At 62.6% G+C, this 22562-nt stretch carries 25 protein-coding genes; 13 read left to right on the top strand and 12 right to left on the bottom strand.

The genetic code is table 11. The annotated features are described in order from the left end of the window. Positions 1–25 precede the first annotated feature (25 nt). Positions 26–1417, top strand: a complete 1392-nt coding sequence (fumC, locus tag AC6CIG_RS07560; RefSeq protein ID WP_164867045.1) for a class II fumarate hydratase — start codon at positions 26–28, stop codon at positions 1415–1417. A 46-nt stretch (positions 1418–1463) separates the two neighbouring features. Here the strand turns inward: fumC and AC6CIG_RS07555 are convergent, their stop codons facing one another. After that, positions 1464–2072: a pyridoxamine 5'-phosphate oxidase family protein gene (locus AC6CIG_RS07555; protein WP_498322579.1), complete on the bottom strand. Its 609-nt coding sequence runs from the start codon at positions 2070–2072 to the stop codon at positions 1464–1466. Between the two features lie 91 nt (positions 2073–2163). Beyond that, positions 2164–3081: an alpha/beta fold hydrolase gene (locus tag AC6CIG_RS07550; protein ID WP_437407635.1), complete on the bottom strand. Its 918-nt coding sequence runs from the start codon at positions 3079–3081 to the stop codon at positions 2164–2166. Between the two features lie 44 nt (positions 3082–3125). On the opposite strand from AC6CIG_RS07550, the gene AC6CIG_RS07545 reads away from it, so the two are divergent. After that, the gene (locus tag AC6CIG_RS07545) at positions 3126–3617 is read left to right on the top strand and encodes a MarR family winged helix-turn-helix transcriptional regulator (RefSeq protein ID WP_018095154.1); all 492 of its coding nucleotides are present in this window, start codon (positions 3126–3128) and stop codon (positions 3615–3617) included. 41 nt (positions 3618–3658) lie between these two features. Here the strand turns inward: AC6CIG_RS07545 and AC6CIG_RS07540 are convergent, their stop codons facing one another. Next, positions 3659–4033: a gamma-butyrobetaine hydroxylase family protein gene (locus AC6CIG_RS07540; protein ID WP_026168616.1), complete on the bottom strand. Its 375-nt coding sequence runs from the start codon at positions 4031–4033 to the stop codon at positions 3659–3661. Between the two features lie 159 nt (positions 4034–4192). Here AC6CIG_RS07540 and moaA point away from each other — a divergent pair, with 159 nt between their 5' ends. The 3 genes from moaA to mobB all read left to right on the top strand — a co-directional run bounded on the left by moaA (position 4193) and on the right by mobB (position 7057). Continuing rightward, positions 4193–5242 carry a GTP 3',8-cyclase MoaA gene (moaA, locus tag AC6CIG_RS07535; RefSeq protein ID WP_437412251.1) on the top strand — a complete coding sequence of 350 codons (1050 nt, stop codon included), beginning with the start codon at positions 4193–4195 and terminating at the stop codon, positions 5240–5242. A 256-nt stretch (positions 5243–5498) separates the two neighbouring features. Continuing rightward, positions 5499–6407, top strand: coding sequence for a DMT family transporter (locus AC6CIG_RS07530; RefSeq protein ID WP_437407633.1), 909 nt, complete (start codon positions 5499–5501; stop codon positions 6405–6407). 125 nt (positions 6408–6532) lie between these two features. Then, entirely contained in the window at positions 6533–7057 is a 525-nt protein-coding gene (gene mobB, locus AC6CIG_RS07525) for a molybdopterin-guanine dinucleotide biosynthesis protein B (protein WP_018095159.1), read from the top strand. 105 nt (positions 7058–7162) lie between these two features. On the opposite strand, the gene AC6CIG_RS07520 is transcribed toward mobB, so the two are convergent. After that, on the bottom strand, positions 7163–9415 hold the full coding sequence (locus tag AC6CIG_RS07520; protein ID WP_437412250.1) for an OmpA family protein: 2253 nt from the start codon (positions 9413–9415) through the stop codon (positions 7163–7165). A gap of 406 nt (positions 9416–9821) precedes the next feature. On the opposite strand from AC6CIG_RS07520, the gene AC6CIG_RS07515 reads away from it, so the two are divergent. The 4 genes from AC6CIG_RS07515 (at position 9822) to AC6CIG_RS07500 (ending at position 12874) form a co-directional block, all read left to right on the top strand. Beyond that, complete coding sequence (locus tag AC6CIG_RS07515; protein WP_437407631.1) at positions 9822–10604, top strand: ABC transporter substrate-binding protein; 783 nt, start codon at positions 9822–9824, stop codon at positions 10602–10604. Positions 10605–10799: 195 nt separating this feature from the next. Further along, entirely contained in the window at positions 10800–11603 is an 804-nt protein-coding gene (locus AC6CIG_RS07510; RefSeq protein WP_018095162.1) for an ABC transporter permease, read from the top strand. Further along, positions 11600–12430 (top strand): ABC transporter permease, encoded by an 831-nt coding sequence (locus AC6CIG_RS07505; RefSeq protein ID WP_018095163.1) that lies wholly within the window; start codon positions 11600–11602, stop codon positions 12428–12430. The genes AC6CIG_RS07510 and AC6CIG_RS07505 overlap by 4 nt, the downstream gene beginning before the upstream one ends. A 177-nt stretch (positions 12431–12607) precedes the next feature. Then, complete coding sequence (locus AC6CIG_RS07500; RefSeq protein WP_026168618.1) at positions 12608–12874, top strand: usg protein; 267 nt, start codon at positions 12608–12610, stop codon at positions 12872–12874. A 28-nt stretch (positions 12875–12902) separates the two neighbouring features. On the opposite strand, the gene AC6CIG_RS07495 is transcribed toward AC6CIG_RS07500, so the two are convergent. Together AC6CIG_RS07495 and AC6CIG_RS07490 are read right to left on the bottom strand one after the other, a co-directional pair. After that, a complete protein-coding gene (locus AC6CIG_RS07495) occupies positions 12903–13607 on the bottom strand; it encodes an SDR family oxidoreductase (protein ID WP_018095165.1) in 705 nt (234 codons plus the stop codon). Positions 13608–13725: 118 nt separating this feature from the next. Further along, the gene (locus tag AC6CIG_RS07490; protein WP_018095166.1) at positions 13726–14451 is read right to left on the bottom strand and encodes a DUF2270 domain-containing protein; all 726 of its coding nucleotides are present in this window, start codon (positions 14449–14451) and stop codon (positions 13726–13728) included. A gap of 286 nt (positions 14452–14737) precedes the next feature. On the opposite strand from AC6CIG_RS07490, the gene AC6CIG_RS07485 reads away from it, so the two are divergent. From AC6CIG_RS07485 to AC6CIG_RS07475, 3 genes are all read left to right on the top strand, one after another. Further along, positions 14738–15565, top strand: a complete 828-nt coding sequence (locus AC6CIG_RS07485; protein WP_100673078.1) for a class I SAM-dependent DNA methyltransferase — start codon at positions 14738–14740, stop codon at positions 15563–15565. 68 nt (positions 15566–15633) lie between these two features. Next, entirely contained in the window at positions 15634–16503 is an 870-nt protein-coding gene (locus tag AC6CIG_RS07480) for an NAD(P)-dependent oxidoreductase (protein ID WP_437407630.1), read from the top strand. After that, positions 16500–17228, top strand: coding sequence for a DNA alkylation repair protein (locus AC6CIG_RS07475; protein WP_437407629.1), 729 nt, complete (start codon positions 16500–16502; stop codon positions 17226–17228). Before AC6CIG_RS07480 ends, AC6CIG_RS07475 begins: the two co-directional genes overlap by 4 nt. 66 nt (positions 17229–17294) lie before the next feature. On the opposite strand, the gene AC6CIG_RS07470 is transcribed toward AC6CIG_RS07475, so the two are convergent. From AC6CIG_RS07470 to AC6CIG_RS07450, 5 genes are all read right to left on the bottom strand, one after another. Then, the gene (locus tag AC6CIG_RS07470; RefSeq protein ID WP_437407628.1) at positions 17295–17705 is read right to left on the bottom strand and encodes a type II toxin-antitoxin system VapC family toxin; all 411 of its coding nucleotides are present in this window, start codon (positions 17703–17705) and stop codon (positions 17295–17297) included. Continuing rightward, on the bottom strand, positions 17705–17977 hold the full coding sequence (locus AC6CIG_RS07465; protein ID WP_018095171.1) for a type II toxin-antitoxin system VapB family antitoxin: 273 nt from the start codon (positions 17975–17977) through the stop codon (positions 17705–17707). Before AC6CIG_RS07465 ends, AC6CIG_RS07470 begins: the two co-directional genes overlap by 1 nt. Before the next feature lie 307 nt (positions 17978–18284). Beyond that, a complete protein-coding gene (locus AC6CIG_RS07460) occupies positions 18285–18773 on the bottom strand; it encodes an Lrp/AsnC family transcriptional regulator (protein WP_003535303.1) in 489 nt (162 codons plus the stop codon). A gap of 64 nt (positions 18774–18837) precedes the next feature. Further along, the gene (locus tag AC6CIG_RS07455) at positions 18838–19467 is read right to left on the bottom strand and encodes a uracil-DNA glycosylase family protein (protein ID WP_437407627.1); all 630 of its coding nucleotides are present in this window, start codon (positions 19465–19467) and stop codon (positions 18838–18840) included. Then, positions 19460–20179, bottom strand: a complete 720-nt coding sequence (locus AC6CIG_RS07450) for a thermonuclease family protein (protein WP_164867044.1) — start codon at positions 20177–20179, stop codon at positions 19460–19462. The genes AC6CIG_RS07455 and AC6CIG_RS07450 overlap by 8 nt, the downstream gene beginning before the upstream one ends. Before the next feature lie 150 nt (positions 20180–20329). On the opposite strand from AC6CIG_RS07450, the gene AC6CIG_RS07445 reads away from it, so the two are divergent. After that, a complete protein-coding gene (locus AC6CIG_RS07445) occupies positions 20330–21865 on the top strand; it encodes a sensor histidine kinase (RefSeq protein ID WP_018095174.1) in 1536 nt (511 codons plus the stop codon). 74 nt (positions 21866–21939) lie between these two features. Here the strand turns inward: AC6CIG_RS07445 and AC6CIG_RS07440 are convergent, their stop codons facing one another. After that, positions 21940–22353, bottom strand: a complete 414-nt coding sequence (locus tag AC6CIG_RS07440; protein WP_018095175.1) for a diacylglycerol kinase — start codon at positions 22351–22353, stop codon at positions 21940–21942. Positions 22354–22562 lie beyond the last annotated feature (209 nt).

The raw sequence follows: 22562 nt of genomic DNA, 5'->3' as shown, positions 1-22562 counted from the left end.
CCGCATGACGAAAGCAGGTATCGCGATGACATCGACCCGCACGGAAACAGATACGTTCGGCCCCATCGAAGTGGCGAGCGACCGCTATTGGGGCGCACAGGCCCAGCGATCGCTGGGCAATTTCAAAATCGGCTGGGAAAAACAGCCTCTGGCAATCGTGCGTGCACTCGGCATCGTCAAGCAGGCGGCTGCCCGCGCCAACATGGCGCTCGGCCGCCTCGACCCGACGATCGGCGACGCGATCGTCAGGGCCGCGCAGGAGGTGATCGACGGCAAGCTTGACGAGCACTTCCCTCTCGTCGTGTGGCAGACGGGCTCCGGAACCCAGTCGAACATGAATGCGAACGAGGTCGTTTCCAACCGTGCGATCGAGCTGCTCGGCGGCGTCATGGGCTCGAAGAAGCCGGTTCACCCGAACGATCACGTCAATATGAGCCAGTCGTCGAACGACACCTATCCCACCGCCATGCACATCGCCTGCGCGGAGCGCGTGATCCACGATCTGCTGCCGGCGCTCAAGCACTTGCACAAGGCGCTCGAAGAGAAGGTGAAGGCTTTCGATCACATCATCAAGATCGGACGCACCCACACGCAGGACGCAACGCCCCTGACTCTGGGACAGGAGTTTTCCGGCTATTCTGCGCAGGTCGCCTCCTCGATCAAACGGATCGAGATGACGCTCCCCGGCCTTTGCGAACTCGCCCAGGGCGGGACCGCCGTCGGCACCGGGCTCAACGCGCCCGTCGGGTTTGCCGAGAAGGTCGCCGAGGAAATCGCCGGCATCACCGGCATCGGCTTCACTTCCGCGCCGAACAAGTTCGAAGCACTGGCCGCACACGACTCGATGGTCTTCAGCCACGGCGCGATCAACGCCACCGCCGCCGCGCTCTTCAAGATCGCCAACGACATCCGCTTCCTCGGCTCCGGCCCCCGCTCCGGCCTCGGTGAGCTTTCGCTGCCGGAAAACGAGCCGGGCTCGTCCATCATGCCGGGCAAGGTCAATCCGACTCAGTGCGAGGCGCTTACCCAGGTCTGCGTCCAGGTCTTCGGCAATCATGCGGCGCTGACCTTTGCCGGCAGCCAGGGCCATTTCGAGCTCAACGTCTACAATCCGCTGATGGCCTACAACTTCCTGCAGTCGGTGCAGCTGCTCGCCGATGCGGCTATCTCCTTCACCGATAATTGCGTCGTCGGGATCGAGGCGCGGGAGGACAACATCAAGGCGGCGCTCGACCGTTCGCTGATGCTGGTGACTGCGCTTGCGCCGAAGATCGGCTACGACAACGCGGCCAAGATCGCCAAGACCGCACACAAGAACGGCACCACGCTTCGCGAAGAGGCCGTAGGCGGCGGCTACGTCACGGACGAGGAGTTCGACGCCGTCGTCCGCCCCGAGACCATGATCGGTCCGGCCTGATCGCACTTCATGCGGCCGCGGCTCGACATGTTGCCGCCGCGGCCGCCTACCACATGGTCTTCGCGGCGCGGCCGGGCCATTCCCGGTCATAGCTTTCCTTGTCGAAATCGGCCTTGGCAGCCTTCAGCAGCGCGCCCGGCGTCGGCAGCGAGGCAGCATCGGCGAAGCGCTCCGCATTCCAGAGCTGTGAACGGATCAGAGCCCGGGCGCATTGGAAATAGACCTCGCCGATCGTTACCACGACGACGCTGCGCGGGTGCTTCCCATCGATCTCGAAGGAACCGGTCAAAGCCGGGTCTACGCTGACGACGGCGGTGCCGTTGATGCGGATGGTCGTGTTCGATCCGGGCACGAGGAAGAGCAGCGCCACTCTCGGGTCGCGCACTATATTGGCAAGCGAGTCCACCCGGTTGTTACCGCGCCAGTCGGGCATCAGCACGGTCTTGTCGTCCGCGACGCGGACGACGCATCGATCGTCGCCCCGCGGCGAACAGTCGAGTCCCTCTGGACCGACGGTGGCGAGCGCTGCGAAGGGCGACGCTTCGACCATTTCCCGGTACTCGGCCGTCAGCGCAGCCGTTACTTTGACGATCGATGCCTCGCTCGCTCCGCCATAGAGCGCCTGCAACTCCTCGACCGTTCGGATAATCGTCATCTCACCCCTCCTGCAACGGTGCTACGGCACGCCGAAATCGCGAACTCTGCGCGCTCGTTTCGAGGAATAGCATGACGACCTGATGACGCCATCAGGCGATTTTTGACATGGGAGCCTCTTTCCTGCGCTCCCAGAGAAATTCGTTGATCTTCTCGATGACCGGAGCGGCGGAAACGATGCGGCGATGCCCGAGACCGTTCGCCCAGTGCAATTCCACATTTGGCCCGACCGCGCCGTAGCGGCGCGCGTGATCGGCGGGGACCTCCTTGTCGTCCTCGGCATGGATGACCAGAACCGGCCTGCGGAGTGCCGCCAGGATGCGGGTGGCATCGAAACCCTCGATGCGACGCCCGGAGAGCCGCTCCACCATGCCCTCGAAAGCTGCCTGCGCCTTCGGCGCGAGCCCCAACATCCGGCCGAAGCCCCTGAAGAGCCATGTCATTTCGCTTGGCGCACCGATCAGGACCAGTTTCCCCGGAACGCGCGCCGGTACGTCGCAGAGCACTGCCCCGGCCGCGCAGGCGAGGCTCGCCCCGCCGAAGGAATGGCCTATACCGACATCGAATCCGTCGAAGTGGCGCCACGCCGCATCGATCGCCCTCACCGCTTGCGGCATGGTCAGTGTCCGCCCGGGCGACGCTCCGTGACCCGGCAAGTCGAGCGCCACCACCTCCGCTCCCGCGGAGAACAGGCCGTCGATCAGCGTTGCCAGATAGTCGCTGCGAGATCCCCAGCCGTGCGCGACCAGTACCCGCGGCCCACGACCGCCGTTGCGGCATTCGAAATGGCGAGCGGCAGCCCAGCCGCCCGCAAAGGACAACGTGACCTTCCGCGACCGTTGCATGATCGGCACTGCCGCTTTGAGCAGCGCCGCCTCCTTGCCGCTTTTTGGCTTCCGGCTCGGAGTGCGGCAGAAGATCCAGAATGCGGACTTGCCTGCCTTGTCGGCCGAAAAGGCGGAAACGGCCTTCAGCGATAGACGGATGACCTTGATCGCAAAGGATGGCATAGTGGAGCTTTCTAATGTTCAACCATGAACATAATTGTACAACGATGAACAAAAAGCAAGCACAGATCGAAAGCCACCACTTTCCCTGGGATCATCCTCGTTTTCGAAGTTGGATCGCCGTTGCCCGCGCCTGTCAGCTGATGCAGCAGACATTGACGCGGCGGCTGAGCCATCTGGATGTGAAGCCGCCGCACCTGGACATCCTGGTCAATCTCTACCGCTTCGACGGCATCACCCAGCAGGAGCTTGCACGCAAGCTGCTCGTCGGCCGCTCGAACATGAGCATGCTGCTGCCGCAGCTCGAAAAGCGCGGCCTCATCGAAAGGCGAGGCGACGCAAGAGACAAACGCGTATTGCGTCTGTCGCTGACCTCAGCCGGAAGGACCTTGACCGAGGAAGCAATGGAAATTCAGACGGCGCTCATCGAGAGTTCGCACGGCGGGGAGCCGATCGAGGACTGCGTCAAGGTCGCCGAGTCGATGGAGCGGATCATCGCCACCCTGCTCAGGGAAGATGAATTGGCGGCGGGAGGCTGACCGAGGCTTCCCGGGTCGGCGGTCCCCAAGGCTGCGAGACGTCAGCGCGGCTTTTCGGCCTTGTCGCGCGACATACCCTTGTCGGCGAGCTCCTGCTCATAGGCCTTGAACAGCTCTTCGCCTTTCTCGCCGAGCTCCCGCAGATAGGTCCAGGTATAGATGCCGGTGTCATGCGAATCGTCGAAACCGATTCGCACCGCGTAATTTCCCGTCGGCTGGACCGTGATGATCTGGACGTTGCGCTTGCCCGGAACCGTCACCCGCTGGCTCGGCCCGTGCCCTTGCACCTCTGCCGAGGGCGAGAGGACCCGCAGGAGTTCCGCGGATAGGTCGAAGGCCACGCCGTCGTCGAAGGTGACGGACAGGCGGTGGCGGTCCCTGGATATCCGCAGTTCGGTCGGCCAGAATTCGCTCATCGTCATTGCTCCGTGTTCGTCCCCGTTCAAGTAAAGCAGAATTGAACGGCCGGAAATCGCCCGCAGAAGGCTTTCCAGATATTTGAAACAGTTTGCGACAGGATGCGCCTTGACGCGACCCTTTTTGACCCCGACATTGAAAGCGCAGGGAGAAAAGACTTGAACACGGCCGCTATAGACCAGACCGACGCCAGACCGCTCGACACCACGACTGCCCCGATGGTCGATCCATTTGGCCGCGCGGTCACCTATCTCCGCGTCTCTGTCACCGATCGCTGCGACTTCCGCTGCACCTATTGCATGGCGGAGCACATGACGTTCCTGCCGAAGAAGGACCTGTTGACGCTGGAAGAACTCCAGCGGCTCTGTTCCGCCTTCATTGCCAAGGGCGTACGCAAGCTGAGGCTCACCGGCGGGGAGCCGCTGGTGCGCAAGAACATCATGTTCCTCATTCGCGAACTCGGCAAAGAGATCGAAGCGGGACGGCTGGACGAACTGACACTCACCACCAACGGCTCGCAGCTTTCGAAATTCGCCGCCGAACTCGTCGATTGCGGCGTGCGGAGGATCAATGTCTCGCTCGACACGCTCGATCCCGACAAGTTCCGCCAGATCACCCGCTGGGGCGAATTGGCAAGGGTGCACGAAGGCATCGACGCGGCGTTGGCAGCCGGATTGAAGGTGAAGATCAACGCGGTTGCCCTCAAGGACTTCAACGATGCCGAGATACCGGAACTGATGCGCTGGGCGCATGGCCGCGGCATGGATCTGACGCTGATCGAGACCATGCCGATGGGCGAAGTGGACGAGGACAGGACCGACCATTACCTGCCGCTCTCGGAGATGCGCAGGCGGCTCGAGGCCGACTTCACGCTCAATGACATTCCCTACCGCACCGGCGGCCCGGCCCGCTATGTCGAGGTCGCGGAGACCGGCGGGCGTCTCGGCCTGATTACGCCGCTCACGCACAATTTTTGCGAAAGCTGCAATCGCGTCCGGCTGACCTGCACCGGCACGCTCTATATGTGCCTCGGCCAGAACGACGCTGCCGATCTGCGCGCCGCACTGCGCGCCACCGACGACGACGCCTATCTCGGGCAGGTCATCGACGAGGCGATCGGCCGCAAGCCGAAGGGCCACGACTTCATCATCGACCGCGAACACAACCGCCCCGCCGTCGCCCGGCACATGAGCGTCACCGGGGGATAACAGTTTTGCCCCTCATCCGCCTGCCGGCACCTTCTCCCCGCAAGCGGGGCGAAGGGACAAGCGGCAATACCTTGCTCGGCACGAGCGCCGCGGGCGATGCGCGACATCTCCTACCTCATCGGTTTTGAAGCGCTCAGATCTTTGATCTTCCGGATGTTTTTGTCCTTTAATCGGATAGGATTTAAGGGAACATGCAGTAGGGATTCGCCACGCCGGGAAGGCTCGCGCCGTTCGGCCACAGCTATCAGGAATGAGAATGCGCTCGTCAGCCAATTTCCGCGGCATCGTCTTCATGTGCCTCGCGATGATCGGGTTCGCCTGCAACGATGCGCTGGTAAAATCGGTCACCGGCGCCATGAATACCGGCCAGATCATGTTCATCCGCGGGTTGCTGACGACGCTGATGGTGGTCGTAGTCGCATACCGGTTCGGCGCCTTCCGGCCGGTTCGGACGATCTTCAGGCCGGCCATCCTGCTGCGCATCGCCATGGAGGCGCTTGCATCGGTGACCTATATCTCCGCGCTCGGCCAGATCCCGCTCGCCAACGCTTCGGCGATCATGCAGGCACTTCCGCTGGCGGTCACGCTCGGCGCTGCGCTGTTCCTCGGCGAGCCCGTCGGCTGGCGGCGGTGGGCGGCGATCGTCGTCGGCTTCGCCGGCGTCCTCGTCGTGTTGCGCCCTGGTCCCGAGGGCTTCACCGCGGCGGCCCTCACCGTCGTCGCCTGCGTCTTTTTCACTGCGACACGAGACCTCTGCACCCGCCGCATCGGCACCGACGTGCCGTCGCTGTACATCACGGTGACGACCTCACTCGTGACGACGCTGGTCGGTGCGACCCTCATCGTCCCGCTCGGCGGCTGGCAACCGATGTCTACGACGTCGCTCAGCCATATCGCCGGCGCCAGTGTGCTTCTGATGCTCGGTTACCAGACGATCGTACTCGCGATGCGCGAAGGCGAGATCTCCGTGATTGCGCCATTTCGCTATATGAGTCTTCTCTGGTCGATCACCCTCGGAGTCGTCTTCTTCGCAGAGACGCCGGACCGCTGGATGCTGGCGGGCGTCGTCATCATCATCGGTTCCGGCCTTTATACGTTCTACCGCGAGAGCAAGCGCGGCCGGCGGGCGGTCGCGCAGCGCGCACTCGGCGGCCCCCTGGAATAGCCGAGGACGTTCTCGATGCCAGGCGGCCCCTCCCATGCCACCTTCCCTCCGGCAGTCAACATCAACACGCCCGAAGAGCTTCAGCGGGCTGAGGCCTGGTTGCCCCATATCGAGGATCACGAACCATGAACGACCCCTTGCGCCCACCGAAGATTTTCGGCATCGCCGGCTGGAAGAATTCCGGGAAGACCGGCCTGATGGTCCGCCTTGTCAGTGAAATGACCCGCCGCGGCTACATGGTCTCCACGATCAAGCATGCGCATCACGACTTCGACATCGACAAGGTCGGCGCGGACAGCTACCGCCACCGCGAGGCCGGCGCGCACGAGGTAACGATCGTTTCGTCGACGCGCTTCGCGATCATGCATGAATTGCGTGGGGCGCCGGAGCCCACATTCGAAGAGATCTTGTCCCGGCTTGCCCCTTGCGACCTGGTACTGATCGAAGGGTACAAGCGCGAGCCTGTCCCGAAAATCGAGGCGCGCCGCCAGGAATCGGCCAATCGCGAACCGCTCGCACCCAACGATCCGCATATCATGGCCATCGCTGCCGATCATCCGGTCGCGGACGCCGGCCTCCCCGTATTCGACCTGGACGACACGCAGGCGATCGCAGATTTCGTCGAGAAGGTCATCGGACTGCGTGACTGAGGTCGGGCGGACGGCATCAATCCAAGCGCACAGGCGGCTTGCAGAACCCACAAATAATCGGGGCCGGTTTCCCGGCCCCGATGTCAGTTCGCACGCCTCGTTGACCTATCGCTGCGCTACAGGACGCACCAGCGGCGTCACGCGGCGAATGGTGACGCGGCGGTTCTCCTGCTCCGGCCCGTTCGTGCGGATTTTGAGGAACCGCTCGCCATAGCCCTGGGTGACGAGGTTTTCGGCCGGGATGCCGTAGACCTCGGTCAGGAGCACTGCGACGGACTCGGCACGCTCGTCGGAAAGGACGAGGTTGGACTGGTCGGCGCCAACGGCATCCGTGTGACCCTCGATGAAGAAGGTTTCACCCGGATCCTTCTCCAGGATCTTGTTCATTGCCTCCGCGACATTGCGCATGGTTTTCGCCTGCGACATCGATACCTCGGCGCTTCCCGTCGCGAAGGTGATGGTGTCGAGATCGATTCGGCGAACCTTGTCGCGCAGGCGGGCGGAGTGACGCACCTCATCGATGGTGTAGACGCGTTCGACCGACTCGACCGGGGGTTCGGACAGGAACTCGTAGTAATCCCGGTCCGGATCCTCGGCGACATCGACGATATATTCGTCCACCGGTATCGTCAGACGCATCGGTGGCAGGTCATAACCCACGTCTATGATGGCGGGTCGGTCTTCTTCGTATTCCGGCGCGTACATCATGACGTATTCCTCGCCGTCACGATCGACGCGCGTGCGCGTCAGGATGTCTCCGTACTCGTTGTAGATGGTGACGATCCGATAGCCGCCCGGGCGGACGATCGTTTCACGGACGCGACCTCGCGAGAGATTTTCATAATAGCTCTCTTCCGAATTCCTGCGCAGGCGCGGCCGGTCGTCGCCGCGCACGAAGATGCGATCGCCGACCCCGAGGATGACACGGTCCTCGTTTTCTTCGACGACCCTCACCTCCGTGACGTTGTTCTCGGTGGTGTTGTTGACGGTCGTGTTGTTGACCGTTGTGTTGTTTATGACCGTGTTGTTGATGATGTTGGTCGTCTGCGGCACCGCAAAGGTCGGCGCCTCCTCAACCCGCTCGCCCTCTTCGCTGAGCGCAGCCTCGATCTTTTGAGGAATTTCTTCCCTGGCTTCGGCCGGGATCGCAGCCTGGGCCGCTGCATCGTCGGCCGGCGGTTCTACGCTCTCTTGAGTCGCACGCAATTCCTCGCGCTGCTTCCGCCGGGTTTCTCGCGCCTGGTTGCCGCCGGAAATGTCGGCATCCTTGTCGCTGTCGAGGACAGCCGCGCCTTTCTCGACAGGCAGGACGACGGTCTCGTCGGAGGCTGCGGGGTCCTCCGCGATTTTCTGCTTTTCTTCCGTCGAGCGCTCATCGACGACTTCGGGAGCCGGCTGGCCGGCGGGCTGCTCACCCTGCTGTTCAGCGGTTGCGGGTTGTTCGGCGCCGGGAATCGACTGCTGCTCGCTCTCGCCAGTCTGCTCGGCCGGCGCCTCCGTCGCGGGCTGTTCGGCGGTGGTGCCGCTCTCAGGTTCGGCGGTCGGCTGCTCGGCGGCCTTCTGTTCTTCCGTCTGCCGCTGCTCCTCGGCCTGTTGCTGGCGTCTCTTACGCGTAGGCTCCTGTTCCTCGGCCTGCTGCGGCGCGCCCTCCTCGGCTGCGGGCTGCTGCTCTTCCGCCTGCTGCTGGCGCTTCTCGCCCGCAGGGGCCTCTTCTTCGGCCTGCTGGGGAGCACCCTCCTCGGCCGCAGGCTTCTGCTCTTCGGCCTGCTGCTGGCGCTTCTTGCGCTTGGGGGCCTCTTCTTCGGCCTGCTGCGGAGCGCTCTCTTCGGCTGCAGGCTGTTCTTCCGCCTGCTGCTGGCGCTTCTTGCGCCGGGGAGCCTCTTCTTCGGCCTGCTGCGGAGCGCTCTCTTCGGCCGCGGGCTGCTCTTCCGCCTGCTGCTGGCGTTTCTTGCGCCGGGGAGCCTCTTCTTCGGCCTGCTGCGGAGCGCTCTCTTCGGCTGCGGGCTGCTCTTCCGCCTGCTGCTGGCGCTTCTTGCGGCGGGGAGCCTCTTCTTCGGCCTGCTGCGGAGCGCTCTCTTCGGCTGCCGGCTGTTCTTCGGCCTGCTGCTGGCGCTTCCTGCGCGGTTTTTGCTGCTCCTCGGCCTGCGGCTGCTCCTCCGCCTGCCCCTGCGATTCCTCCTCGGCCTGACGCTGCTTGCGCTTCAGCAACAGCAGATCCTCGGGCGACTGTTGGCCCTCTCCTTCCTGAGCGACTTCGAACGGAGCAGTCAGGCTGTCAGCGAAGGCCGGCTGGATCATCAGGGACGCCGAAAGAACGGGCAAGGCCACTGTTGCGAAAAGTCTGGATCGTATCGACATTTTTTTCTTCCTCTTGTTCGGAGGTCCTGACGCTGGTGTGCAAACGCGACTCCAATCGCCTCGCCCACCATGGCGCCTCGTCACAGGGCCATGATCCGCGGTCCCGGCCATTTTTTGCCTCGGCCGAAATGCCGTAGCCGCAACGCCGCAACTGCGGATCGGTTCCGCTGCAAGGCCTATCGAAGGCGACATTAACCGGTCCTGAACGGCCCGTTCATCTTCTCGCGCAACTTCTGCGGCAATCGAAGGACATGATTCGCGTCGAACAGTGGGAAGCAAAGCTTTCCAGTTGATTTTTGCAGGAAATCCGTACGAATATCGCCGCAACCGGCGGCTTGAAGCTCCGGCGCCAATTGGCATCCGCGAAACAAGAAGAACCGGATGCCGAGCCAACAGAGAGGACATCATGCGTATTTCCAGACGTCTGGCAGCCACCGTATCGGCTGCCGTTTTCGTGCTTATGGCCGGCGCTGCCATGGCGGAGGGCGAGAAGATCGTGATCGGTACCGAAGGCGCCTACCCGCCCTTCAACAATCTCGAGTCCGACGGCACGCTGACCGGCTTCGACATCGATATCGCCAAGGCGCTTTGCGAAGAGATGAAGGCCGATTGCACCTTCGTGACCCAGGAATGGGACGGCGCCATTCCGGCGCTGATCGCCAAGAAATTCGACGCGTTCATCGCGTCCATGTCGATCACCGAGGAACGCAAGGAAAAGGTCGACTTCACCAACAAGTACTACAACACGCCTCCGGCCATCGCGGTGCCGAAAGATTCGCCGATCACCGAGGCGACGGCAGCAGCCCTCTCCGGCAAAATGCTGGGCGCACAAAGTTCGACCACGCACTCCAACTATGCGGAAGCGCATATGAAAGAGTCGGAACTGAAGCTTTACCCGACCGCGGATGAATACAAGCTCGACCTCGCCAACGGCCGCATCGACGCGGCCATCGACGACGTCGTGGTGCTTTCGGAATGGCTCAAGACGGACGATGGCGCCTGCTGCAAGCTGCTTGGTACCCTGCCGATCGATCCGGTCATCAATGGCGAAGGCGCTGGTATCGCGCTCCGCAAGGGCGACAACGCTCTGCGGGAGAAGTTCAACAAGGCGATCGAGGCCATCCGCGCGAACGGCAAGTACAAGGAAATCAACGAGAAGTACTTCCCCTTCGACGTCTACGGCAGCTAATCTCGGCGAATCCTGCACATCTTGAGGCTTTATGCCGGGATAATCTCGGTTGATGAAGAAAATGCAACGGCGGACGGGCTTGCCCTTCCGCCGTTTTTGTTTGACAAGGAATCACGAAAATAAGCGTCTAGCGCGCGGCGCGGCTGAAGAACAAAAACGCGGTAGACGCCAGAATACGCAACGGGAACTATTGGCATGAGCGGACTGTTTGCCGCCCTTTCCTCCGGTCTCTCCTGGATCGGCGCGATCATCGATCCGCTATGCGGTCCTCTCGGGGTATTTCGGTGGTTCGGATCGGATACCCTTCTCGCGTGCGGAGACGCAGGCTGGGGCGATGAAATCGCCTATGGATTCCTCGTCACCGCCAGCCTGGCGATCGCGACCCTTCCAGTGGGATTGATCATCGGCTTCTTCGTTGCGCTCGCCAAGCAATCCGAGGAAAAATCCCTGCGGCTGGCCGGCAACATCTATACGACGATTTTCCGAGGCCTGCCGGAGCTCCTTACGCTTTTCATCGTATATTACGGCCTGCAGATTCTCGCCCAGCAGTTCCTGGCGACGATCGGTTATACGGGAGCCGTCGAGATCAGCGCCTTCGTTGCGGGGATGATCGCCCTGGGCGTGGTCTTTTCGGCCTATTGTTCCGAAGTGCTGCTTTCTGCCTTCAAGGCGATTCCCCACGGGCAGTACGAGGCCGGTGACGCGCTCGGCCTGCACCGGGGCAAGACGATGCGCCTCATCATTCTGCCTCAGCTCATCCGCATCGCGCTGCCCGGGCTCGGCAATCTCTGGATGGCGCTGCTCAAGGACACCGCCCTCGTCTCGGTCATCGGGCTGCCGGATATCCTGCGCCAGACCGGCGTTGCGGCCCGGGTGACCAAGCACGCTTTCGAATTCTTCGGCATCGCCTGCGTTCTGTTCCTCGTCCTGGCAATGATCTCCTCGGTCGTATTCTCGGCGCTCGAGCGCTCCACCAAGCGCGCGGAGGCACGCCGATGAGCATTGCCGAAACCATGATCCCGCCGCAGGCGCCCCCGCCGGCGCCGCCGAAGCCCTACACTTTCTCGCGCTTTTTCGGCAGCGTGGCGCTCGGCATCTGGCTGGCGCTCGGTGTCGGAATTTTCCTGACGGTCGTCAACGGCTGGGACCCCGAGAAATTCTCTCGCTATGGGCCGAGCTTCCTTTCCGGTCTTGGGGTGACACTGACACTCGTCACCTCCTCCATCCTCATGGGCGCTGTCGTTTCGCTGCCCGTGGCGCTCGGGCGCATGTCGAAGAACAGATTATGGGGCTGGCTTGCCTACGCCTATGTCTACTTCTTCCGCGGGACGCCGCTCATCACCCAGCTCTTCCTCATCTATTACGGGCTCGGCAGCTTCCGTCCGCAGCTCGAATCCGCGGGACTGTGGTGGTTCTTCCGCGATGCCTGGAACTGTGCGCTGTTCACCTTCACGCTGAACACCGCCGCCTATCAGGCGGAAATCCTGCGCGGCGCCATCGAAAGCGTGCCGCGCGGCCAGCGCGAGGGGGCGGCCGCGCTCGGCCTGCCGGAGCGCGTAGCCTTCTTCAAGGTCATTCTGCCTCAGGCGATGATCGTTGCGCTGCGCCCCTACGGCAACGAAATCATCCTGATGATCAAGGGCTCGGCAATCGTGGCGATCGTCACGGTCTTCGACCTCATGGGTGAGACTCGGCGCGCCTTTTCCCGGACCTTCGACTACCAGATGTATATCTGGGCCGCGATCCTCTATCTGCTGATGGTGGAATTGCTGCGCAACATCTGGGGCTGGCTGGAAGCCCGCCTGACCCGCCATCTAAAGCGCTGAACGCGCCTCGGGCCGCAAGCCGGACTCCGGTGGCCGGCTTGGCAGCACTCGCTGCCGTTTGCTGCCAACCGATTGTTTTTGTAGGTGATTTCTCGCTTTACTCACCTACATTAAGGCTTGATTAAGCAATTAAGCGCTCCATCATAGAGACCAACCTTTGTGAAAAGTGAGGTCCGCATGACGAACGACATGGAACTGCAGCTCAAGGGTTACGGGCTGACGACGGCTCAGATACTTTATCGGATGCCCGACCACCCGGCTTTCCTGCAGACATACATCTGGCAACACTACGACATCGCGCCGGACTTTCCGGAAATGCATAGCTTCCTCAAATTCTGGCAGGAGAAGCTGGACGGGCCGCTGCATTCGGTACGCTATGTGCACCGAAAGCTGATTTCGGCCTCCGAATGGCGGGCTCTCCAGGGAGAGTTTATCGTCCATTAGGCTCCGGCGCACGTCGTTGTCGGATGTGTCAGACGGATCGGGTGATGCCGCCGTCGATCCGGATGTTCTGGCCGGTGATATAGCCTCCGCGATCGCTTGCGAGCAGCGCGATCAACTCGGCCACCTCCTCCGATGCGCCGTAACGTCCCATCGGAATCCGCTGACGCCGTTCCTCCGTTTCGGGCAGACTGTCGATAAAGCCGGGCAGAACGTTGTTCATGCGGACATTGTCGGCGGCATACCGATCGGCGAAGAGCTTGGTGAAAGCCGCAAGCCCGGAACGGAAGACCCCCGACGTCGGAAACAAGGGGTCGGGTTCGAAGGCGGCGTAGGTGGAAATATTGACGATGCTGCCGGATTTCTGCTCCACCATGATCGGCGTCACCAGCCGGGTTGGCCGCACGACGTTGAGAAAATAGACATCCATACCCCGGTGCCATTCCTCGTCGGTGAGTTCGAGCACCGGAGCCCGCGGGCCATGCCCGGCCGAATTGATCAGCGCGTCCACGCGCCCCCAGGCATCATAGGCTGCGTCGACGAGCCGCTTCAGATCGTCGTTCGACTGGTTCGATCCGGTAACGCCGATTCCGCCGAGTTCCTTGGCGAGCGCCTCGCCCTTGCCGGACGAAGACAGGACGGCAACCCTGTAACCCTCTGCCGCCATCCTCCTTGCCGCCTCGGCCCCCATGCCGGAACCGCCGGCCGTGACGATCGCCACCTTCTGTTCGCTCATCTTGTGCTCCTTTTGGCATGACCGAGAGAAGCGCAGTTGAAGCAGGCCTGCGCGCCCGCATCAACTGAGAATTTCTGAAGGCGGGATCAGCAATGCGGCGCAGCGGTGCACGCAGGTCTCAGACATGGACCTCGCCATGCGCCAATTCGCCGGCGCCTGTCGCCCTGTGGAGCGAACCGTAGAGCACGACCGCATAGAAGAGCGCGACGCCGATCGCCACGGCAAGGCCAGGCACGGGACCAAGAGCGGCGTTCTCGGCAACATCGGCCCAGGAACGGACATGGCCGAAAGGCTCTCCCGTGCTCGAAATCTTCGGCGAGGAAATCTTCAGCGCCCATGCCAGGAGCAGGATCAGGTACATCCAGCAATAATTGCGCTGTAACCGCCGGCAGAGGGCCTCCCTGTAGCCCATCAGGAAAGCCGGCTGGCGCAGGCTCTTGGCGATCGACACCGACCATTTGAAGCTCGGCGTGCCTTCAGGGCACAAGATTTGCGCGAAGTAGCCGCGTTCCATCTGGCGCACGCGGGCGCGATAGACGTCGAAGAAACGGTAACGCCGCGCTTCGATCAGCAGCAACAGGCTGATGAGCAGCATGGCAAAGAGAAGAACACCGTGATGGGACGACGGCGTCGAGAGCGAGACCGAAAGCATCGCTGCGACCACGGTGATCGCCCAGTTCGATGTTCGGTCTATGCGGTCCCGCCAACCGGCCATCCGCCCGATTTCGCCGCGATAATAGTGGATGATCGCGTTGATCGTCTCCTGCGGTGTCTGCGGCAGAGGCGGCGTTTGCCGCTCCGGCATCTCCGTTTCCAATGTCAACGGGCTCAATTCGGCAGACATCGGCATTCCTCCCGATTTTTCATTCTTTTAGGAATGATGACTCCTTTTCGATCAAGGTTAAATGGCGCGCGTCCCCGACCTGCTCAAAATCTTTACCGCAGGCGAATGTTCCCGTCGCCGCCTCGGCGGGACCTCTCCTCGGGCCGCGAGGTGGTATAATCCCGCGTCGACGGAAACCGTCGCCGTTCCGCCAAAGAACAGGTTATTATCGAGCTGAACCGGCCAGTGACAGGGACGGCCGCGACCGGCGATTGTCAAAGGCCGCCGGGGGTCGTATGAAGCGCCCATGACGCAGAAAATCAAGAAGATCGACGAGGAGGCCCTCGCAGAGGCCTATAACCGAGCGCTTGCCTTGGAGAAGTCCGGGCATTTCGACGCGGCGGCCGCCGCCTATCGGGAAGTCCTGGAAATCGACCCGGAGGACCACGGCGGCGCCGCCGTTCGGCTTGCATCGATGGGGCGCGGTGAGACGCCGCTCAAGGCTTCGGACGCCTATGTGGCAACACTCTTCGATCAGCACGCCGACGTCTTCGACAATGTTCTCGTCGACCAGCTCCACTATTGCGTGCCACTGCTCGTGCGCCAGCGGCTTCAGGCGCTCGGGCTCGGACCGTTCAAGCGGATCCTCGATCTCGGCTGCGGCACCGGGCTGACCGGAGGCGCGCTACGCGACATGGCGGAAGACATAACCGGCGTAGACCTTTCGGAAAACATGGTTGAGATCGCCCATGAGAAGGACCTCTACGAGACGCTCTATGTCGCAGAGGCGGTCGATTTCCTCGATGACAATGACGACGAACCCTTCGACCTGATCGCCGCAACCGACGTCCTGCCCTATATCGGCGCCTTGGAGCCGCTGTTCTTCGGCGCAGTCGACAATCTGGTGCCGGGCGGGCTCCTGATTTTCTCGAGCGAGAGCCTGCCGGGCGGGACCACGGCGGGTCAAGGCTTCGCCGTCGGACCGCACCAGCGCTTCGCCCACTCGGAAACCTACCTGCGCGAGCGCCTGGCGGCGACCGGGTTCGAGATCGTCGACATCACCGACATCACGGTGCGCATGGAGGAAGGCGAGCCGATTGCCGGCCAACTGGTGACCGCCCGCTTCAAACCCTGATTGCAGGCTGCTGCGGCCGCGGCTATCGTCGGCCGCAAACACGCCATCGATAAGGGAGTCTCAAGGAAATGGCCAAAGTCGCATTCATCGGTCTCGGCGTCATGGGGTATCCGATGGCCGGTCATCTCAAGGCCCGCGGCGGGCACGATGTCACGGTCTATAACCGGACTGCAGCCAAGGCGGAGCAATGGGCAGCGGCATTCGGCGGCCGGACCGCCGCAACGCCGGCCGAAGCGGCCAAGGGCCAGGATTTCGTCTTTGCCTGCGTCGGCAATGACGACGACCTCCGCTCCGTCACCACGGGAGAGAACGGCGCCTTCGAAACGATGGTAGCCGGGTCGATCTTCATCGACAACACGACGGCATCGGCCGCGGTTGCCCGCGAGCTCTACGCGGCGGCGGCGGCGAAGGGTGCGCATTTCATCGACGCGCCCGTCTCCGGCGGGCAGGCCGGAGCGGAAAACGGCGTGCTCACCGTCATGTGCGGGGGCGATGCGGGAGCCTTCGACAAGGCCAGGCCCGTCATCGACGCCTATGCCCGGATGGTCGGCTTGATGGGCCCCGCCGGCGCCGGCCAACTGACCAAAATGATCAATCAGATCTGTATCGCTGGCCTCGTCCAGGGGCTCGCAGAGGGAATCCACTTCGGCAAGAAAGCAGGGCTCGACATCGAGAAGGTGATCGAGGTCATCTCCAAGGGAGCGGCCGGTTCCTGGCAGATGGAAAATCGCCACAAGACCATGAACGAAGGCAAATATGACTTCGGCTTCGCGGTCGACTGGATGCGCAAGGATCTGGACATCGTCCTTGCCGAGGCCAGGCGCAACGGCGCCAAGCTCCCGGTGACCGCCCTCGTCGACCAGTTCTACGGCGACATCCAGGCGGTTGGCGGCAATCGCTGGGATACGTCTTCCCTGCTCGCCCGGCTCGAAAAATGACGCCGGCCCCGGCGTCGACGGCGGAAGAGATCATCGAATATCTCCGCGCCCTCGGCTCGGACGAAAACATCGCCGGCATGGCGCGCTTCGGCATTGCGACCGAAACCGCCCTGGGCGTTTCGAACGTTGAGCTTCGTCGCGTCGCGCGCACGGTAAAGACCGACCATGCCCGTGCGCTCGACCTCTGGACCTCCGGCATCCGCGAAGCACGCCTGCTGGCAGCATTCACCGCGGACCCGAAGGCGCTGAAGCTCGCTGAAGCGTGGCAATGGGCGAATGCCTGCGACTCCTGGGAGGTGGTCGATACCGTTGCCGACCTCTTCGTCGGTGCGCGCCTCGAGCAAGTGCTCATCCCTGAATTCGCCGCCGATGAGCGGGAATTCGTCCGCCGCCTGGCCTTCGCGATGATCGCAACAGCCGCCGTGCATCTCAAGAAGGAGCCTGATTCGACGCTGCTTGCCTGGCTGCCGCTGATCGAGACTCACGCCGCCGACGAGCGCAACTTCGTGAAGAAGTCGGTGAATTGGGCACTCAGGCAGATCGGCAAGCGCAGCCCCGCCTGCCACGGACCGGCCCTGGCGCTCGCGCAAAAGCTCGCGGCGAGCACGGACCGTACGGCACGATGGACGGGCAAGGACGCGTTGCGCGAACTGACGAACAGCAGGGTCCGCCAGCGGCTTTCCAGCGGCTCGCGAATGGTTTCTCAAGTCAAGCCCGAGTTTTAACCGAGCCTGACAAACCTCGTTCTTCGAGGCCTCGCCATTCTTCATCTCCACCCGGACTCTCTGCGTCTAGCGCGCCAGTCCAGATTGAACGTCGGTCAGCGCGAAATCGTCGCCAACGTAGAGAAGAGGAGCGGAATGCCGTTTGGCCAGGGCATAGGCGAAGCAATCGCCGAAGTTCAGGCCGCCGCGCGTGCCGAATCTCTTGCCGTAATCCAGACGCGCCCTCATGGCGGCACGAGCAAGGTTATCGTCTATGGGCGCAACCGCTATGCCGAAGTCGGACAGAAACGCGTCGAGATCGGCAATCGCCTCATGCCGGTCTCCATCCTTGATCCTGCCGGCCATGACAGTACCGGCTTCGACATAGTTCACAGCCGATATGAGGCGCAGGGCCTCTGTCTGAAGAGCAGCCATGCAGTCAGGCGCTTCCGCCTCCTCGAACATGATCGCGATGATGGCGGACGCGTCCACGACCATCAACGGTGAACACCGAGTTCTTCAGCCGTATCGCCAACCGCTTCATCCCATTCCTGCTTCGTGACCGGACGGCGATCGTAGCGGCCGGCGCGCTCGCGGACGAAGGCCTTCATGCGCGCAACATAGTCGGCCTGCGCCTCCCGCTCGGCACGCAGCCGTTCCAGCCGCTCGCGCATGGCCTGCGTGATGGCGTCGGTCATGGTTTCGCCGGTCAGGCGAGACAACTCCCGCGCCAGCCGGTCGGCTTCCTCTGTCTTGATGCTCAAGGCCATGGCAACCACCTATCTAGATTTGCAATCTAGATAGCATTTCCGACCCGATGTTTCAACGGAAAGGGTCGAAATCCCGGCCCCTACTAATCGTCATCACCGGTTGAATGGCCTCTATGGCGGCACGCAGTCGTCAAACCTGCCCGTGGATGGCGGGTGGAGAGGTTCGCGCCGGAGAAAGGGTAGCGGGAGCCGTACCGAACCATCGAGATCGGCATTGCACGCGGCTGGGCAGCCGCATGTCTTGAGGACCTATCGCACCATCCCTCCGCGTCATACCCGGCTTGAGCGAGGATAACGACCCGGTCTTCTAGTCCTCGCTCGACTTCGCCTGGTCGATGACCATGTAATCGAGCGGTAGCTGCGTCGTATACTTGATCTGCTCCATTGCGAAGGCCGAGGAAACGTCGCGGATCTCGATCTTGGCGATCAGACGCTTGTAGAAGGCATCATAGGCGGCGATATCCGGCACGACCACGCGCAGGAGATAATCCACGTCGCCGCTCATGCGATAGAATTCCACCACTTCCGGAAAATCCGCCACGACTTCGGAGAACCGCCGCAGCCACTCCATCGAATGCGAATTGGTGCGCACGGAAACGAATACGGTGACCTTGGTGTTGACCTTCACCGGATCGAGAAGCGCGACACGGCGGCGGATCACGCCTTCCTCTTCCATCTTCTGGATGCGCCGCCAGCATGGCGTCGTGGAAAGCCCGACCTTCTTGGCGAGGTCGGCTACGGCCAAGGTCGAGTCTTCCTGCAACAGCCGCAGGATCTTGCGGTCTAGGCGATCCATGGAAAATCCTCTCGAATATTTTTCCCTCTATAGCGCGGTAATCGTGAAAATAAAGAAAATTGTTTCACGTCGTCAGCGCCCTCACCCGTTCGCGCAGGAAGGGCAGCAACTCGGCCTCAAACCAGGGATGACGCCGGAGCCAGCCGGTATTGCGCCAGCTCGGATGCGGCAGCGGCAATACGGAGACGCCGGAATTGCGTCTCGCGTAGCGTTGCCAGTTGCGCACGGTCTCCGTCATGGATTTAGGACACTCCCTTCCGAGATGCCAACGCTGCGCATAATGACCGACCGCAAGCACCAGCTCGATCTGCGGCATCGCGTCCATCACCCTCTGCCGCCACAGCGGCGCGCATTCGCGTCTCGGCGGCAGATCGCTGCCGTGGCTGTCGTAGCCCGGGAAACAGAAACCCATCGGCACGATGGCGAAATTTTGCGGATCGTAGAATGCCGCCCGGTCCACCGACAGCCATTGCCGCAGCCGATCGCCAGAGGCATCGTTGAAGGGAAGGCCGCTTTCATGGACCCGCAATCCGGGCGCCTGCCCGGCGATCAGAATCCGCGCCGACGCGGAAAGCACCGCCGCCGGCCTCGGCTCGTGCGGCAGCCGGTGGTCTTCGCCGCGCGCCGGCTCGTCACGGCACCGGCGACAGATCGAGATCGCCGCCCTCAACGCCTGCAGCCGCTCCTCAGTCACCGCCGATCCTCGCCATGATCGCGCTCGAATACTCCTGAAGCCATTGAATAATGGTCTCCAGCCAGTCACCCGCCCGGTGCGGAATCTCCTCCGCACCGCCGTTCGAACGCCGCCATTCCTGCGGCCTGACGAAATCGCCGCCCCAGAGCCCTCGCCGGCCCGTTCGCGCCGTTTCTTCTTCGTCACGGTAGAGTCCATAGCTGACCGCATGACCGGAGAGGACCATTTCTCTTCCGAGGTCGGTCCCGCCAGCCGCGCAGACACCGAGTTCCCGACCATAGCGATCGTGGCCATGGAGCCGGCAGACGGTCGTTGTTCCCGCGATGAGAGCAATCAACCGTTGCCGCGCCTGGGCGCCGCAGTCCCACGCGGTTTCCCCGCGTCGACACATCTGGCCGATCTCCGGTGCATCGATGCCTTCGATGCGTATGCGGCGTCCGTCGAGCCGCAGGCTGTCGCCATCGCTCGCCGACGCCGAGCCGCGCAACTCGCCGGTCACGGGCCGTTCCGAGGGCGGCAGCTGCGCGGCTATGTAGGCGCCGATACCGAGAAGGATCAGGAAAATCCAACCGCCGGCCATGCCGCCGCTGCCGGACGGCCTCTTTCGCCGCTCGGGAAACCCGGAGCGACCAAATCCAAAGCGCCTTCCGGAAGAGCCCGGGCTGGCGCCGCTGCCGCCGACGATCCGGAATCTGCGGTCTTGCGACTTCACGCCCCGCGCCTCCTCGTGTTGTTCTTCCTGCCCATCCCGGCCTCGAAAACCGCAATCGCGCCACAATGGTTGCCGAATCCTTCATGGGGGCAGCAACTTCTTAAGGATTGCATCCTAGAGTGCAAGCTGAACCCAATCCTGACCAGAAGCATGAGCATCGCCGCCAGCACATCGACCGACAAGATCATCGTGGACAAGTCGCGGAGCCATCGAAACAAGGCTGTTTCGAAGACCGTTCGCGCGACGCGTCAGCGGCTGCAGACCGGTTCCTCGGCACCGTCCGGCTTCGAACGGGAAATGCTCCTGCTACACATCGAGTCCGTGCTCCACGGCGCGATGGCCCTGCCCCTCCTCGTAATCCTGATCGCCGCCAGCGGCATCTACCTCTCGGGCGACCCGCATTTTCTCGCCTGGGCCTTGTTGGCGCTTTCCGCGCATGCGGTCACCATCTTTCTCGCGCGAAAGGCCAAACGCGAGGATGTGGTCGCCGAAAAAGTGTCCGTCTGGCGCCGCCGCTTCCTCGCCGGCCAGATGCTGACCGGCCTGTGCTGGGCGATCTTCACGCTTTCGGATTGTGCGTCCTGCGGTGAGATCGCTTCCAGTCTGTTCGAGGGAACGGTGCTCTTCATTGCCCTTGCGGTCACCGCCATGGGCACTTTTCTGCTGCGGAACGCCCTCTATTACACGTTTCTGCCTGTCCTGGCCGCGCTCGGCTTCTCCTCACTCACGACCGGCGACGCGGTCGATATCGGCCTCACGGGCATCCTGGCGCTCTCGCTTGTCTTCCTGGCGTTCATGACCGACAGGATGAACCGCGCCAACGTACATATCCTTTCGGTACAGTCCGAGAAGGACGATCTCATCGCCGAACTCGAGGTGGCGAAGTCCATGTCGGACGAGGCTCGCCGCCGCGCCGAAGAGGCGAATCTCGCAAAATCCCGTTTCCTGGCCTCGATGTCGCACGAGCTGCGCACGCCGCTCAATGCCATCCTCGGCTTCTCGGAGGTCATGTCGACAGAGGTGCTCGGACCGCTCGCCAACCCGACCTACAAGGAATACACGCTGGACATCCATCGCTCCGGCGAGCACCTCTTGAATCTCATCAACGAAATTCTCGATCTTTCGCGTATCGAAGCCGGCAAGTACGAGCTCAGCGAGGATGCGGTAAACCTGGCGGAGATCGTCGAGGATTGCATCGGCATGGTTCAGCTCCGTGCGCGCGGCAAGAACATAACCATGGCCCATCAGTTCGAACAGGCGATGCCGTCCGTCTGGGCGGACGAAAAAGCCATGCGCCAGGTGACCCTCAACCTCCTTTCGAATGCCGTCAAGTTCACCCCGTCGGGCGGTGAGGTCAGCGTAAAGGTCGGCTGGACCGCCGGCGGCGGGCAATATCTTTCGATCAGAGACAACGGCCCCGGCATTCCGGAAGAGGAGATCCCGATCGTCCTATCCGCCTTCGGCCAGGGTTCGATCGCCATCAAGAGCGCCGAACAGGGCACCGGCCTCGGTCTGCCGATCGTCCAGGCGATCCTCGCCAAGCATGGCGGTCAGTTCATCCTGCGCTCGAAACTCCGGGAAGGTACCGAGGCGATCGCTATCCTGCCGCCGCGTCGCGTTCTGCAGAGCTTGCCCCCGGTCGAGGACGTCCCGTCCCTCACCCGCCGGAGAAGGAGCTTCGCGTAAACGCTTGCCGGGCGTCCTCCACTTCCGCATTCCTGTGCCTGTCACGGAAATGAGGGTGGTGCCGGCGTCGCGGATCAGCCCAGGAAGCGAGCGAGGAATATCACGTACAGCGCATAGGCCGCATTGGCGAGAATGAGGCAAAGGCACGCGAACGAGCCGAGATCCTTTGCGTTCCTGCCCATCTCCGAGATCTCCGGCGAGACGCGGTCGACGATTTCCTCGATCGCGGTGTTGATCGCCTCGAAGGCCATCATCAGCAGAAACAGGATTGCCATCGCGACATACTGGAACAGGTTCGCGCCGACGATCGCGAACGCGACCATCGCGACGGCGAAGGCGATGAGTTCGTGCCGAAAGGCCGCCTCGCCGATCAGGCGCTTCGCACCGCCGAAGGAATAGCTGGCCGCCGCGAAAAGATGCCGGAAACCACGATGCTTCTGAACGGGCGCGGTGGCGCCGTTGCGGGAGGTAGTGTTCTTGACGTCCATTTCGTCTCGCAGGTTGGGAGGGGGCACAGCTTCGACGTTCCTATTGAGGCGAATCAAAGGCGGCGGCAATGCCGCATTGCGAGGCCACCCGAACCGAATGACCCGGTTTATCCCCGATATGCGAGAAGCTGCCCCGCATCAATAGCTGCACGGCACGAGCATAGCACGCATGACGGCCGATCGACAGCAAGCACCAAGGCGTGCTGAAG

The sequence above is a fragment of the Sinorhizobium sp. GQ132 genome (assembly GCF_059758575.1).
This window is presented reverse-complemented; position numbering and strand designations above follow the sequence as displayed.